Origin of the sequence: Gracilimonas mengyeensis (assembly GCF_900182705.1) — a bacterium.
GTDB classification, from domain to species: domain Bacteria; phylum Bacteroidota; class Rhodothermia; order Balneolales; family Balneolaceae; genus Gracilimonas; species Gracilimonas mengyeensis.
Genome location: NZ_FXTP01000005.1, coordinates 178,533 through 194,016 on the forward strand (window position 1 = coordinate 178,533; position 15,484 = coordinate 194,016).

At 44.6% G+C, this 15,484-nt stretch carries 15 protein-coding genes; 9 read left to right on the plus strand and 6 right to left on the minus strand.

What is annotated here, in order from left to right; all coding sequences use genetic code 11:
- Positions 1–20: 20 nt before the first annotated feature.
- The 3 genes from FN815_RS07310 to FN815_RS07320 all read left to right on the plus strand — a co-directional run bounded on the left by FN815_RS07310 (position 21) and on the right by FN815_RS07320 (position 4,042).
- A complete protein-coding gene (locus FN815_RS07310; protein WP_142453975.1) occupies positions 21–326 on the plus strand; it encodes an FtsB family cell division protein in 306 nt (101 codons plus the stop codon).
- A gap of 83 nt (positions 327–409) precedes the next feature.
- The gene (locus FN815_RS07315) at positions 410–1,354 is read left to right on the plus strand and encodes an ROK family protein (protein WP_142453976.1); all 945 of its coding nucleotides are present in this window, start codon (positions 410–412) and stop codon (positions 1,352–1,354) included.
- Positions 1,355–1,429: 75 nt separating this feature from the next.
- Positions 1,430–4,042, plus strand: a complete 2,613-nt coding sequence (locus FN815_RS07320; RefSeq protein ID WP_142453977.1) for a putative LPS assembly protein LptD — start codon at positions 1,430–1,432, stop codon at positions 4,040–4,042.
- Between the two features lie 309 nt (positions 4,043–4,351).
- Here FN815_RS07320 and FN815_RS07325 read toward each other — a convergent pair whose 3' ends face one another.
- The 6 genes from FN815_RS07325 to FN815_RS07350 form a co-directional block, all read right to left on the minus strand.
- A complete protein-coding gene (locus FN815_RS07325; RefSeq protein WP_142453978.1) occupies positions 4,352–4,960 on the minus strand; it encodes a riboflavin synthase in 609 nt (202 codons plus the stop codon).
- A gap of 4 nt (positions 4,961–4,964) precedes the next feature.
- Positions 4,965–6,092 (minus strand): bifunctional diaminohydroxyphosphoribosylaminopyrimidine deaminase/5-amino-6-(5-phosphoribosylamino)uracil reductase RibD, encoded by a 1,128-nt coding sequence (ribD, locus tag FN815_RS07330; protein WP_142453979.1) that lies wholly within the window; start codon positions 6,090–6,092, stop codon positions 4,965–4,967.
- Between the two features lie 118 nt (positions 6,093–6,210).
- The gene (locus FN815_RS07335; protein ID WP_246075180.1) at positions 6,211–7,965 is read right to left on the minus strand and encodes a SurA N-terminal domain-containing protein; all 1,755 of its coding nucleotides are present in this window, start codon (positions 7,963–7,965) and stop codon (positions 6,211–6,213) included.
- A gap of 155 nt (positions 7,966–8,120) precedes the next feature.
- On the minus strand, positions 8,121–9,053 hold the full coding sequence (locus FN815_RS07340; RefSeq protein WP_142453981.1) for an MlaD family protein: 933 nt from the start codon (positions 9,051–9,053) through the stop codon (positions 8,121–8,123).
- Positions 9,054–9,070: 17 nt separating this feature from the next.
- Positions 9,071–9,814: an ABC transporter ATP-binding protein gene (locus FN815_RS07345; protein ID WP_142453982.1), complete on the minus strand. Its 744-nt coding sequence runs from the start codon at positions 9,812–9,814 to the stop codon at positions 9,071–9,073.
- A gap of 3 nt (positions 9,815–9,817) precedes the next feature.
- Entirely contained in the window at positions 9,818–10,555 is a 738-nt protein-coding gene (locus tag FN815_RS07350) for an MlaE family ABC transporter permease (RefSeq protein ID WP_246075181.1), read from the minus strand.
- 110 nt (positions 10,556–10,665) lie between these two features.
- Here FN815_RS07350 and porQ point away from each other — a divergent pair, with 110 nt between their 5' ends.
- From porQ to FN815_RS07380, 6 genes are all read left to right on the plus strand, one after another.
- Positions 10,666–11,643, plus strand: coding sequence for a type IX secretion system protein PorQ (gene porQ, locus FN815_RS07355; RefSeq protein ID WP_185957211.1), 978 nt, complete (start codon positions 10,666–10,668; stop codon positions 11,641–11,643).
- 118 nt (positions 11,644–11,761) lie between these two features.
- On the plus strand, positions 11,762–12,172 hold the full coding sequence (locus FN815_RS07360; RefSeq protein WP_142453985.1) for a hypothetical protein: 411 nt from the start codon (positions 11,762–11,764) through the stop codon (positions 12,170–12,172).
- Between the two features lie 89 nt (positions 12,173–12,261).
- Positions 12,262–13,446, plus strand: coding sequence for a chorismate synthase (gene aroC, locus FN815_RS07365; protein ID WP_142453986.1), 1,185 nt, complete (start codon positions 12,262–12,264; stop codon positions 13,444–13,446).
- Positions 13,443–13,769, plus strand: a complete 327-nt coding sequence (locus FN815_RS07370; RefSeq protein WP_142453987.1) for a tetratricopeptide repeat protein — start codon at positions 13,443–13,445, stop codon at positions 13,767–13,769. Before aroC ends, FN815_RS07370 begins: the two co-directional genes overlap by 4 nt.
- A gap of 2 nt (positions 13,770–13,771) precedes the next feature.
- Positions 13,772–14,758 carry a LysM peptidoglycan-binding domain-containing protein gene (locus FN815_RS19220; RefSeq protein WP_142453988.1) on the plus strand — a complete coding sequence of 329 codons (987 nt, stop codon included), beginning with the start codon at positions 13,772–13,774 and terminating at the stop codon, positions 14,756–14,758.
- Complete coding sequence (locus FN815_RS07380; RefSeq protein WP_142453989.1) at positions 14,758–15,483, plus strand: CPBP family intramembrane glutamic endopeptidase; 726 nt, start codon at positions 14,758–14,760, stop codon at positions 15,481–15,483. The genes FN815_RS19220 and FN815_RS07380 overlap by 1 nt, the downstream gene beginning before the upstream one ends.
- Position 15,484: the final 1 nt, after the last annotated feature.

Here is a 15,484-nt window from a genome sequence, read left to right on the forward strand (position 1 = left end):
GTAATCTCAGCAGGCGCTTTATGAACGTACAATTTTTGAATCCTCTTCGCTGGAAAAAATCTTTCCTTGCCCTATTGCTTGGTGCATTCGTATTCACCTGGTTTGTTTTCATTGATACCTACAGCCTTAAAACACGATGGGATCTTCATTCCCAGAAGAAAGAGCTGCAGGAACGCACTGCCGAGTTAAATGAACGTTCCGAAGAACTGAAAACCAAAATTTCTGAGCTGGAAAGCGATCCCGCACTGCTTGAGAAAATTGCCCGCGAAGAGTATGGGATGAAAAAGCCCGGTGAGACCGTTTATAAAGTTAAGAGAGAAGAATAAGAGAAATCGCGGATTGGTTTGGTTCGTGTGAGATTGCCCGTTATCTTCCCCAAAATTAATTAGTAAGATTTAGTGATAACCCGATGAAAGCAATTGGAGTAGATCTTGGCGGCACCAACATTAAAGCCGCCGTGGTGGATGATAAACAAGGAATTGTAGAACAGGTTACAACCCCAACCCGGGCCAGCCTTGGCAAAGATTTTTTGTTAGACCGTATAGCTGAAACGGTGACCGGACTCGTTAAAAATCATGAGATTATTGGTATTGGCCTGGGCTTGCCGGGGATGGTCTCCAAAGATCAGACCACGGTAAAGAATCCTCCAAACCTGCCCGGATGGAAGGAAGTGAACGCTGCCGAAGAAATATCAACCCGCACCAACTTGCCCTGTAAAGTAGAGAACGATGCCAACATTGCGGCACTGGGCTCTTTGCACTTTGGCGTTGGGCAGCAGTTTGAGAGCTTCATCATGATAACGCTGGGTACCGGCGTGGGTGGTGGTATTATATATGACCGCAAATTGTTTAAAGGTACACAGGGAATGGCTGGAGAACTCGGGCATGTGATTATTGATTACCATGGACCTCTTTCAAATAGCGTAACCCGTGGTACGGTAGAAGCTTACCTGGGCCAGCGGTTTTTAAGCCGTTTTGCCAGCGACCTGATTTCCCAGAATCCTTCCAATCCCCTTTATGAACAGTTCGCTGATAATTTTGATGAACTGGAACCATTGGATCTGACCAATGCTGCCAACGAAGGAAACGACCTGGCTATTGAGATTTTGGCCAAAAGCGGACAGCGACTGGGGTATGCCATCATCAATTATGTGCATATGATGGATATCAGGAAATTTGTTGTTGGCGGAGGCGTTGCAAAAGCTGGCGACCTGCTTTTTGAGCCTGCCCGCGAGATTATTGACAAGCACATGATGGAGCCTTTTAAAGAAGGCTTTGAACTGGTGTACGAAGATCTTGGCAATGAAAGTGCTTTGCTTGGCGCCTCAGGTCTTGCTTTTGATTCTTTTTCCTAATTAACCGAACCCATGCTTTCCGTCATCAAGACACATACAGGCAGATATTTTTTGTGTATGTGCTTTTTAGGGTTGATGACGGTTCCACTGCTGGCCCAACAGGTAGATACTACCGCTACAGCACCGATAGATACCAGCCGCATTCAATCGCAAGGACAAACCTCTGCCCCTCCCGGTGGACAAATCCCCGAAAATGCCGTGGAGTTTCAGTCTTCTGATTCGCTGATCATTGATTTCTCAGAAGGCAAAAAAGCTTTTCTATTTGGGTCTGCGCAGGTGGCTCACACCTCCGGCCAGCTGAATGCCGGTGAAATCAACATGGATATTGAGAATAGCACCGTTGAGGCTAAAACCCTCACCCCGGAAGATACCCTGTCCCGACCGGTTCTGGTGCGTGAAAGTGATGAGATTAGAAGTAACCGGATTCTGTTCAATTACAAAACCAAGAAAGGGAAGTTTGAAGCGGCCGAGGTTCAAATTGCAGAAGGTCACCTTATTGGTTCCAAAATTAAGAACGTGAGCGAAAGCGAGGTGTTTATAAAAGATGGCATTTATTCCACCTGTCCGCCGGAATATCTGTACTATTACATCCAAGCCAAGAAGATGAAAGTGGTGGACCAGGACGAGCTCTTTTTTGCCAATGCACGTCTTTACATTCTGGATATTCCTTACCCGCTCATTTTTCCTTTTGGATATGTACCCACCGACATTGAGCAAAAGCAATCGGGTTTGTTAACTCCAACTTATGCTTTCCAAAACCAGAATGATCGCGGACTGGGTTTACAAAATGTTGGTTGGTTTCAGTATTTCAATGATTACATCACAGGGCAGGTGGATGGCGATATTTTTACTTCCGGGACTTTCCTCGTAAACGGACAGGTTCAATACCGGAATACCGACCAATACAACGGGTCGATACGCCTGAGTTATTCCAAAGATCAGGGCATGGAACCTACCGACCCGGGCTATACCGAAAGGGTGAATAAGAATCTGAATATTCAGCATAGCCAAACTATATCACCTTATGCCAATTTGAGTGCCAGTATCAATCTGCGAACGGCTGATTACTATCGCAGAAACTCTTATAATATCGACGATCAGGCTGAAACCACCTCGCGTTCCAGCATCTCATACAACTACAGTCATCCTGAAAACCTGTACAATTTCAGCACAAATGCCCGTCTGGTTCAGGATTTTAGCGATTACTCAACTTCGATAGATGGTCCTGCCGCCAGTTTTCGTCTCAAAACTTTTTCTCCATTTAGTGGAAGAAGTGGCGGGGACCAGAATTGGTACGAGACTATTAACATCAGTTACAACAACAAGCTGCAAACCCGGTTTGATTACGATCCCATTGATGAAGACAGTGCGGAAGTCACCTTTTTTGAGGCTCTAACCGACCGGGATAAATACGAAGAAGCCACCGGAGATATCGATTACATTCAAGCAGGTTTTCAGCAGTCGGCCGGAATCCAGATCGGGCAGGTGATTCCCAGCCAGTTTCTGAATGTATCGGCCGGTATTAATTACAATGAATATTGGTACCCATCCACCATCAGGCAAGAATTTAACCCAGATTCCCTGAGAATCGAAACCCGCAAAGTAGATGGTTTCAGCACGGCCCGGGATTTTAATACCAGCATCAACTTTTCCACCACTATTTACGGCGTATCCAATCAAAGAATTGGATCTCTTCAGGGTTTTAGACACACCCTACGGCCTTCCGTGAGCTTTGGCTACCGCCCCGATTTCAGCAATGAAATTTGGGGCTATTATCGTACGGTTCAAACCGATACTTCTGGCAACACTCGTAAGTATTCTATTTTTCAGGATGAGGTTTTCGGAGGTCCGGGCCGGGGAGAGCAACGTAACATGAGCTTTTCGATTAACAATGTGTTTGAAACTAAAATTGTAAAAAGAGACAGTACCGGCGAAGTGAACGAGCGAAATATTCGGCTGATTGATAATCTTTCTCTTAGCTCCTCTTATAACTTTGCCGCCGATAGCCTGAATCTTTCTCCTCTCAGAACATCTATCAGTTCCAGTGCTATCGACGGACTTCGGTTACGGGCTTCTGCAAATTTCTCCTTTTATCAACTGGATTCATTGGGGCGGGAGTTCAATCGCTTTTTTATTGAAGATGGGAAAAAACTGGCACAGCTTCGCACCTTTTCGGTAACAGCCAGTACCTCATTTAAAGGCGGTGGGCGTGGGGTAGAAGTTTTCACACCGATTTATCGCCGACGCTACGATCCTTACAATCAGTCCCGTTTTCGTCCTATCGATTCTCGTTTTGGTCTGGAGCCTATCCCTCCTGTAAAATCACCCTGGAGTTTTACACTGGATTTTAACTACAGCTGGAATTACCGGTTTAATAATTCCCCCAATGAATCAGCCACGCTCCGCGCTTCCAACATCTCTTTCAATCTGACGCCCAAATGGCGCTTTAGCACGGACATGGGGTATGATTTTGTGGCCATGGAATTTACTCCCTCCCGTTTTTCTCTGTCTCGAAACCTGGAGTGTTGGGATCTTTCCTTTCAGCTGAGTCCCTTTGGCGACAATCAGTACTACTTTTTCCGGCTTAGCGTGAACAGCGCTCAAATACAAAGCCTGTTCCAGAAATTACCGGTATTGAAGAATCTTGAGCGCAACTCCAGCGATACGGGCCGTGGGTATTACCGATAGGAAATCAGGATGACGCAGTGGAATCATAGGATAATAAGATCAAAAATGCCTCGTCATTCAGAGGCTACCGCCGAAGAACCTTAGCCAGAAAATGCTTATCCGACGGCCATTAACTATACTGTACGGTTCACTGGGGATGGTTTATAAGAGATATGAGAGTGCGGCTCCGCAAAATGCAAGATCCTTCGGAGGTATCCTCAGGATGACACTATAGCATCAAATGGGCATAAGGTATAAAAAATACCTGGTCCTACAGAATAAAGAACCCTCCGTCCCATACATTCAATATCAGCATTAATGTATCTAAGCTCAGGAAATAAAATCCCGACCCAAACCTGCAAGATATTTCACTACGTACTTGCCAATCACATCAAACTCTAAATTGACCAAATCTCCCTCTGATTTATTCTTTAGGTTTGTATGCTCCCAGGTATAAGGGATGATAGCCACGGTAAAGGTGTTGCCTTCCTCCCGTGCTATAGTCAGGCTGATGCCTTCCATCGTAATACTGCCACGCCCTACAATCATATTATTGAATTCATCGGGATATTGCACGGTGATAAGCCAGCCGGTTTCTTCTTTTTCAATTTCGGTGATGGTCCCTGTAGTATCTACATGGCCCTGCACCAAATGCCCCTCAATCCCTTTTTCCAAAGTAAGGGATCGCTCCAGGTTTACTGCCTCGCCTTCCTCCAGGCTTCCAAGTGAGGTCTTCCGCAAGGTTTCCTCTACACTCTGTACGGTAAAAGTATTCTCATCAAAAGCCGTAACCGTATGGCAGGCACCGTTGATTGAAATGCTTTCATCCACATGACAAGTATCTGCAAAGGTGCAACTAATGACCGTTTCTTGTCCACCACCATTTAATGATTTGATGGATTCTACTTTTCCTGTTTCCTGTACAATTCCTGTAAACATAGTGCTAAAAATATCCGGTTAATAACATGTCATCGCCTATCTGAGTCCAACTCACATTCTTCAGATCGGCAATTTCTTTCATCTTGAAGATTCCGATATCCATGATGGAGCGCGTTCCGCCTCCCAGAATCTTCGGTGCTATAAACAACTCCAGCTTGTCTACCAATCCCTGCCGCAGCAATGCAGAAGAAAGCTGCTGTCCGCCCTCTATCAAAATAGAAGTAATCCCTTCATTTCCCAGTATTTTAAAAGCTTGCCGCAAATCCACATGACCATCCATCTTCGGCACTTGCATGACCTGCCCGCGAAAATAGTTTTGCTGCATCATACGCAGCATGGGATCGGCATCGGTTGCCGAGGCTTCTTTATTCCAGGTTAGGATGATGGTCTTTTCTTCAAATTTATCAGAAAAAAGATTCAGCTCCCGGGGCAATTCATAAGGCCCGTCAATAACAATACGCTTGGGTTGCCGGCCGCTTACATGGCGTACGGTCAGGCTGGGATTATCTACCATAGCTGTGGTTCGCCCCACCAATACCGCATCGTATTCCCTTCGCCAGCGGTGCACTTGTTTGCGGGATGCTTTGCCGGTAATCCACTGTGATTCCCCGTCGGCTGCAGCAATGTAGCCATCGGCAGTTTGTGCTATTTTCAGGGTGATGAAAGGTCGGCCAAAGGTTTGATGGTGTACAAAAAACTCATTGAGTGCTTCCGCTTCTTCTTTCAGTACACCCGTATCAACTTCAATGCCTTTATTACGAAGATGGAGCAGCCCTTGGCCATCCACTTCCGGATTAGGATCTTTCATAGCCACTACCACCCGCTTAATAGGCAGCTTAGCAAGCATCGGGGCGCAGGGCGGGGTCTTGCCATGATGGGAGCATGGTTCCAGCGTGACATACACCGTAGCGCCTTTCAGCTTTGAGGTATCCGCAACTGATTCTACCGCATTAACCTCCGCATGCGCTTCCCCAAATTTCTTGTGATATCCTTCGCCTATACATTCTCCATCTTCTGAAACAATCACGCATCCAACCATAGGATTGGGCGAAACGTAGCCTTTGCCTTTAGCGGCTAAATCCAGGGCTCTTCGCATCCACTGGATGTCAGAATTTTCGGAGGGTTTTGCCATAAGCTCACTTTAACTTTTTGTTGCTACCCGAAAGGTAGTCTCTATTTTCCTGATTAAACAAAAAAGGGTGAGAAGAAACTTCTCACCCCAAATTCTTTACCAATTTAGTACGGCGTACTTACTGGAGTAGTCGCGAACGGTTATCCACGATTTCGGCATCTTCTTTCAGCTTTTCAAGCCATACAGAGGAAAAAGCCTGGTTCTTTTCCTGTTCCAAACGTTGTCGTAGCGACTGACGTGTTTGAGGATCCAGGTTTGCAAGCTCAGCTTCTAATTTCTCTGTAACCTGAGCTACAAAGGCTGCGCTGTTTCCGGCAATAACATCAGAAGTAGCCCCTTCATCAAGAGCAAAAACAGCTCCGATAACAGCAGGCTCACGTCCGGCTCCGGGAATAACTGTAGCACTTCCGCGGAGGTTTTCAGCAGTCCGCACTTCTTTGCCTGCAGCTTCAGCTAATGCATCTAAAGAGCTATTTGAAGCCAGCAGATCCTGTGCTTTCTCGCGGGTTAATTCTTTACGCCGTTCAATTTTCACCTGTGTTTCTACCTGAGCTTTAACTTCTTCAAATGGTCGGTAGCCTTCAGGAGTTACTTCAGTCACTTTCACAATTACAAAATCAGAATTCAGCTCAAGTACATCAGAAAGCTCGCCTTCATCAGCCGACTCCAGGAAATTCATAACCTGTCGGCTTGATCCCAAGCCAGAGATAAACTGGTTGCCTTTGGTAGCGGTGGCTTCACCTACTTCTAAACCGCGGCTTTCAGCTTCTTCTTCAAAACTGGTTTCTTCGGAAGCGAAAAATTCAAAGTCAGCTGCTCTGTCATTGGCATCATCAATAGTAGAAGGCAGTGCTTCAATGTTATAGCTCATGATCTGGAATTTAATCTCACCGTCTTGCTCATCTTCTTTTTTCAGAAGAGCTACCTGGCTGCCGGTAACAATTACTTCAGAAACTTCACCGGTATTCAATTCTGTAACCAGTTGATACTCTTCACGGATATCTTCAGGAGCTACAAAAGCAGATCGATAGTCGGTGGTTGAACCCTGGCGAATCAGGAACAGGGAATCATTTTGAGCCGCAGCAAAAGCTGAGCGTAAACCTTCAAGGTCTTCTACAATTTGAGCCGTATCTTCTGCGGTAGGCAGTTTGCTAAAGGTTACAAACTTAAGACGGTAACTTTCATCACGCTCGTAACGCTCCCGATTGGCTTCGTAGTAGTCTCGCAGATCGCTATCAGAAATATCTAATTGGTCTTCAGCAACCTCACTGTATGGGAAACGAACATAATTGAAAGTAACTGTGGTGTTTTCTCGCAAGTATGTTTGTTCTACTTCACGGTCGGTTACTTTAAGTCCGGCAGAAATGTAGTTATTCAGCTTTTGCTGGCGGCGCTGCTCGCGCAACTGCATTTCCAAAGCAACGGCTTGCTGAGAGAATTCGCTGGAGGAAAGTACCTGTTGAATAGCCTGACGGTCGATAGAGCCATCTTCACGGGTAAAATTCTGACGGATAACCGGTGCAGGATTATCTCCATAGACCATATCTAAAACTTCCTGATCGGAAACGGTAATTCCCAGTTCATCCATTTTCTGTCGCAACAGTCGGGAATTTACCAGCTCGTTCCATGCCTGGGTTTCGTAGTAGGCACGCATTTCCGGAGTCATAGAGTTTCCAGTTTGCTGGCTGTAAGCGTTGGAGTAATATTGAATTCTGCTTTGGTACTCCTCGTTGCTGATTTGGTCGCCATTCACACTTCCCAAGGAGGAAGGTCCGGCCTGCATTGCGTCAAAAAAGTTTACATCAGCCAGTACCCAAAGCAGCCCAAACGATCCAATCAGGATCCACAGGATGACTCCGGTGCTGTTTCTCATTTTTTCCATTACACCCATAAAAGGTTACCTCTAAAAAAACATTATTTAAATTGCGATTTAAGCTACTGCAGCCTTCGGTTTTCAAGCTTATCAGTAAGCCTGCAAATATAAGCGAATGCCTAAGGAATTGAAAGGCGATTTAACCAAATTTTGCCCTAAAACACTTCAATCAACCGCATATGCTTCAGGTATCTTCCCGGATCGTCGTTTATATTTTTAATTAATTGGTTCAGATTAACTGAAAGGCTGTCCATATTATTATATAAAGACGGGTCGTTTACCATGCGTCCCAACGTTCCTTCTCCGTTATTAATTTTGCTGAGCACGTCGTTTAGTGTCTGGTTGGTTTCATTGAGTCCGTTGCTCAGTTTTTCAAGCTCTTTACTGGTAGCTTCCAGGTTCGTGATCATGGCGCTGAGATCTTCTTTGTTATCTGAGGTCAACTCGTCCATATTTTGCATGGTGCTTTTTGCGGCCACAATCATAGAATCCAAATCTTGCTGGCGCTTTTGGATCAAAGCATTCAGCGATCCGGTGGTATTCTTGACGTTCTGAACCGTTTCTGAAATTCCCTGCTTGGTTTCTTCATCCAGCGTGCTGTTCAAATTACTCAGAAATTCTTCCAGCCCCTGAATAGAAGAAGAGATATCTTCACTCAGCTTCTCCCCTTCTTTAGCAAAACTATCCATAATCCCTTGCTCGAACACTCCCTTAATCTCCCCGCCATTGGTTACCAGCTCATTCGAATCAGACTTCTGGATTTCAATATATTTACCTCCCAGCACGCCACTTGATTTCAAAATAGCAACTGAACCCTTGGGAATTTCATGTCCGTTTTCAATATTCAGGGTAACCCGGGTCGAGTCAGATGGCAGTAAATCCATCTTTTTTACACTCCCGATCTTGTAACCTTTCACATTAACAGGGTTTCCAGGGATCAAGCCTGGTACCTGGTTAAAGGTGGTATGAATAGTAATGGCCGTTCTGAAAAGCGGCACATCTTTCATAATACGATAGCCTACAAAAGCCACAATAGTAGCCACAATTACCGTCAATCCAATTTTTAATTCATTACTAACTTTAGCCAAAATTCTTCTCCTATACCTTAATTTGGTTTTATCTGGTATTCGCTTGCTGTTATAAAATCCAGCAGTTGTTTGTTGTCGCTGTTTTGCATGTCATCTTTTTTACCAAACCAGCTTAATTTCTGATCGTCCAGGAAAGCCACTGTTTCTGCTACTTCCAAAACGCTGTGCATATCGTGGGTAATCACAATGGAGGTAATATCAAGACTATCCGCCATGGTGATAATGAGTTCGTTGATCTCGCCGGAAGTTTTGGGATCTAATCCGGATGTGGGCTCGTCATACAAAAGATAATCAGGCTTAAGGATAATAGCCCGTGCCAATCCAACGCGTTTGCGCATCCCTCCTGAGAGCTCTGCCGTAGATTTACTACCCACACTTTCTAGGTTTACCATATCCAGTGCTTCATGCACGTTGTGTTCAATTTCTTCTTCGGATTGATCGGTAAAGTAGCGAAGAGGAAATGCAATATTCTCAAAAGTGTTGATGGAATCAAAAAGTGCGCCGCCCTGAAATAGAATCCCAAAGCGCTGGCGTACTTTTCGAAGTTCGGTATAACTCAATTCGAAAATACACTTTCCATCGATGAGGACTTCACCGGAGTCTGGATACAGCAAAGCGTTCAGGTGCTTAAGCAATACGGACTTGCCCGTTCCCGATCGGCCGATAACGGCTATAGTCTCACCATCCTCAATCTTAAATGAGACATCTTCCCACACCAGCATGTCGCCAAAACTTTTGGTAAGATTTTTTATCTCTATCATAGCTTATAATAATATAGCAGCCAACGCAAAATCGGCCAGCAGTACAAAAATACAACTTAATACCGTAGCCTGTGTAGTGGCCGTTCCCACCCCTTCGGCTCCGCCAAAAGCATAATAGCCTTTATAACAGGATACCGAGGTGATCACGAACCCAAACACGATGGATTTTATGAGCCCAAAAATAATATCTGACTCAAAGAAAAAGGCCCGGGCTCCCTTCATGAATTCGGCTACCGGCAAAATACCATCCACAGCTCCGGCAATCACCCCACCAATGATACCAAAAACTGCTGCAGTGATATACAAGATGGGGAACATAAAAATTCCGGATAAAATACGTGGCACCACCAAAAAAGATACCGAGTTAAAGCCCATAGACTCCAGGGCATCAATTTGCTCACTCACCCGCATGGTTCCCAATTCCGTGGATATCCTTGCGCCTACCTTTCCTGCCAGCACCAGCGCACTTATCACCGCTGCTAATTCAATAATGATAGACTGAGCTACAATAGATCCAATAATGTCACTTGGGTAAATATCGGTATCCAGTTGATAAGCCGTTTGGAGGGTCATTACTGCGCCGGTAAAAATTCCCACCAAAAATATAATCGGGATTGATTCGTAACCAATCTTAACGAACTCATGGAACAAATTCTTCCGGTAAGTGCTTATTTCGGTAGATGATCGTAAAGCCTGATAAAGTAATTGTGCGTAGTGTCCTAATTCCTTGACCCCACGCATACCTGGTATATTAGAATTCATTTGATATAAATAATCTTGACGTATTGCCGAAGCATTTAATTATATTACAAAACATTTTCGCCAATTGTGATTTTTATATGGTTAAAAACGTGCGCCTCATACTAACTCTGCTTCTTACAATTGCTGCTGTGCAAGGTACGGCGGCTCAGTCCAATACTTCCAGTATTTTTCGATTTCTGGAAATCACCCCCAATGCCCGTGCTTCTGCACTGGGTGGAAATCACGCAGGTCTTTATCAGGCACAATCTAATATGATGCATGTGAATCCAGCTTATTTAAACACGCAATCATCGGGATATGTTTCGGCGTCTTACATTAATTTTCTTGGAGATGCGAACATGGGTTTCACCAGCGCCGCATATACCGTAGACGGTATCGGTACTTTTGGAGCTGGCATCCGGTACGTGGGGTATGGAGAATTCAATGAGTTTGATGAAAATGGGACCCAACTTGGGAGCTTCAGTGCAAACGACATGGCTTTAACGGGAGCTTATAGCCGTGCTATCACCCCAAAGCTAACTGCCGGAGCAGGAGTTGATTTAATTTATTCCTCCTACGCATCTTTTAATTCGAGCGCATTTGGTATTTCCGGTGGGGTTTTTTACCAGGATACCACCAGCCATTTCAGTGCAGGTATTTCTGTTCGCAATCTCGGCTCGCAAATTAGTACGTATGACGGCAGGTATGAACCTCTGCCACTTGATATTTCTGTCGGTATCACCAAAAAACCTGAAGCTTTCCCTTTTCAACTTAGCCTTACCTTAAAGCGATTAAATGATTGGGATATGCGGGTTTTTGGAGAAACGGACCAACCTGATTTATTCAATAATGTAATGCGGCATGTTCTTTTTGGAGGTGAGGCCAACCTGGGGCAAAATTTACATCTTCGGCTTGGCTACGATCATTACCTGCACGAACAAACAGACTCAGGGGGCAACTTTTCATTGGCAGGCGTTTCTTTCGGTATCGGATTCACCGTCAAGAGTATTGATATCGACCTTAGCCGAAATTCTTACAGTAAACTTGGCGGCATCACCCGGTTAAGCATCAAAACCAAGCTCTTTTAATTTCCGGGAAAACCACATGTTGATGTCATATCGCCCAATCTTATTTAATAATAATTAAACGCAGCTGTCTTATAATGTATAAGATGGACATGATTATTAATTCAAAATTTTAGATGCTATGAATATTAAATCTACCTACAACCTTCCGCTTTTAATTGTCACTGCTTTTTTGCTGGCAAGCTGTGCTGCAACCGGTTCTATCAACACAACAACATACTCCCACAATTATCTTACCATGATTGAAACGGCGGAAGAAGCCATTCGCAGCAGTCGCCTCAATATTGAGCAAGTAACTGAGAATGATGAAGAAACAGAATATGAGATCATTTTTAGTGAGCGTGTGAAATTTGGTGGAGAAACGGTACAGGGGAATTTAGGTCGCGTTATTATCCGCAAAATCAATGAAGATGAAGCCAGCGTTCAGATCATCAATCCTGAGTACCACTTTACTGTGCCAGCTGACCAGCGCAGAGATTACGAAGACATGTTGAATAATAAAATTGAGGATTTTCTCGCGGATGACAACTAAATAATTCCTGGATTTGAGGCATCATTATTTCATCTTAGTTGTTATTTTCAGACATAATCACTCATCATCTACCTCAGAAAACTAATTTCATGATCAGATATATAACAGCCGGAGAATCTCACGGACCTGGATTAACTGGTATTGTAGAAGGCGTACCCGCCGGACTCACCATCACAGAAGAAGATATTGCGCATCACCTTGTACGCCGCCAGCAGGGGTATGGACGAGGTGGACGTATGGCTTTTGAAAAAGACTTTGCGACCATCAATTCTGGTGTACGATTTTCCAAAACGATGGGAGGTCCCATTGCTATGCATATGCCAAACCGGGCCTTTAAAAAAGATGACGCCGGCTGGCCAACCGTCATGAATAAAAAGACCGAGGCAGAAGGTATTGAGAAAATCACGCTTCCCCGGCCTGGCCACGCAGATCTTGTAGGTGCCCAAAAGTATAACTTCGATGATATTCGTCCGGTTATTGAGCGTTCTAGTGCGCGGGAAACCGCTATGCGTGTGGCTTGCTGCAGTATTGCCCGCCAGTTTCTGAAGCATTTCGGTATCGAAATAGGCGCCCACGTGTTACGTATTGGCTCTATTGGTTTTGATAACTGGGAACAAGTTCGGGCTATTGCTGACCCCTTGGCCGAAAATGGAGCAGAAGCTGTTTACAAAGCTGCCGATGAATCGGATGTACGTTGCCTGGACGAAGATCTATCCGCACAAATGCGGGAAGAAATTAAAGTACGCCGCAAGCAAGGATCTTCATTGGGCGGCATTTATGAAATTTTAGTGACCGGACTACCTGCTGGTCTTGGAAGCTATGTGCATTGGGATCGTAAACTTGACGGACAACTTGCCCAGGCTATCATGGGCACTCAGGCCATGAAGGGCGTGGAAGTAGGATTGGGCTTTGAAAGCGGTCACCGGCCTGGCCACGAAGTGCATGACGAAATTACTCATGAAGAAGGATCTTTTAAACGACGGACCAACCGCATGGGCGGCATCGAAGGCGGAATGACTACCGGAATGCCCTTAATTATTCGAGGCGTGATGAAACCCATCCCTACCATGCTGAACCCGCTTAGCACGGTTGACATGAAAACTAAGCAAGAAACTGAAACCCGTTACGAGCGATCTGATGTTTGCGCCCTGCCACGTGCCGTAGTAGTAGCCGAAAGTGTGATTGCTCCAGTTTTGGCGAATGCTTTCCTCGAAAAATTCGGCGGCGACTCTATCTCAGATATAGAAGCTAATTTTAAAAAGGCTACGCAATGAACTCACGTATTTCCACGTTGGCCAAGGCAGTGAAGGAGCATCCCGATGATTCCTTTTACAAGTTTACCCTTGCACTGGAAATGCTGAAAATTGATGAAGTAAATAAAGCCCGTGTTCTCTTTGAAGCAATCCGGCAAAATGACCCTGAATATGTAGGGGTCTATTATCATCTTGCCAAGTTGTATGAACAGATAGATGAGAACAAAAAAGCCGTAGAAACCTATAAAGCAGGTGTAAAGGTGGCGGAAGAACAAAATGACCTTCATACAAAATCGGAGTTGTCCTCTGCACTGCTTAATCTGGAACTTGATATGGAAGAATGACCATGACCATTCGTTGTAAGAATTTTATTTACCCGGCTCTATTTGCCCTCTTTTTATTTTTTTTCAATATAGATTCCGTCCTGGCTCAGGAAAAGGCCACTTACCAGGTTAAACCTGGGGACACCCTCTACAGCATCTCAAAACAGCTGGAGGTAACCATTGCAGAACTAAAACAATGGAATAGTCTCCAGGGCAATGAAATTGAGCCGGGACAATCACTCACCTATTACAATCGGGAATCGACTTCTACGAACACAACAGGTAATTTAGAAGGAGACTCTGATCCTCTGATTTCTAATGAGTCTGCTTCTCGCAATGCATACTACACGGTAAAAAGTGGCGACAATCTGTATAAAATATCCCGCGAGCACAATATGAGTTTGGAAGAGCTTAAGGAGCTCAATAACCTGAGCAGTGATCAAATACGGGTAGGACAGAAGCTGGCAGTAAAACAAGTAAATGTAGCGCCATCGGTTGCACGCTTTGCTGAAGAATCAACACCTCAGGGCGTTTTTGCTATTTATGACGTAAAAAGTGGAGAAAGTTTGCCCGGTATCCTCTCCCGTTTTAAGATGACTGAAGAAGAATTACTTGCCCTGAACCCCGCACTGAATCTTCAGTCTATTGATCGTGGTCAAAAGATCACTGTGCTAATGCCACCCTCCCGTAACTATGACAATCCTTATCTCCAAAAAGCTAATTTGCAAGACTTGGGTGAGGTTAACGTGACATCATACAGCGCCTCTGAAACAGGCCAGCCTACAACTACCGGAGATTTATACGACCCTGAATCTCTTACAGCAGCTCATTCCAATATCTCTCTGGGCAGCATTATTTTTGTAGAAAACAACGCAACAGGCAATGGCGTTTATGTTCGAATCAACGATCGTATTACCGGCTCTGGCCTAAAACTCTCCCAAAAAGCCTTTGAGGTGTTAGAGTTAAATAGCTCCACCCAGCCAACAGTCACTATATATACAGAGGACTAATGAAGAATCCTGTTAAGCAATATTTAGAGGACACTCATAATCTGCTTTACAGTTTTCTGGTAAGCCTGCCCCTTTTTCTGCTTTATGAAGTGCTTATCCTCATCTCCCAGCCACAGGGAGAAAACATCGTCCGCATTAGTGTGGATGTATGGATCAAAAGCCTGTTCACCTATTTTGGAGTAAATGCTGTTTCTTTTTCTCTGTTGATTGTTATGCTGGTTGGCTTATTTATTCTTTATAAAGAACGTGACCGGCTCAAGTCACTAAAGTTTGCCTACTTCCCTATGTTAATGGTGGAGGCAACGGTGTACGCCATTGTGGTAGCATTCATCAGTCAGTCGATTGTTTCCTTTATCCTAAACATGGCTGCTTCCGATCCTATAAGCTCTTTGTCTACTCTACAACAATTAGCTCTTTCTTTAGGGGCCGGACTTTATGAAGAATTGTTCTTCAGAGTGCTTTTGGTAACCCTGTTCATACTCATTTTTACAAAAATTTTTAACAAACGCTGGGCCGGCGTAACCGCTGCTGTGTTGCTATCAGCGCTGTTATTCTCTGCGGTACATTACGTTGGGGCCATAGGCGATGCCTTCACCATGGGGTCTTTTTTATACAGGTTTTTATTTGGTTTAATACTGAATGGCATTTATGTTTATAGAGGCTTTGGAGTTGCAGCCTGGACGCATGCTATATATGATATTATGGTTATCGCCTTTCTATCATAAT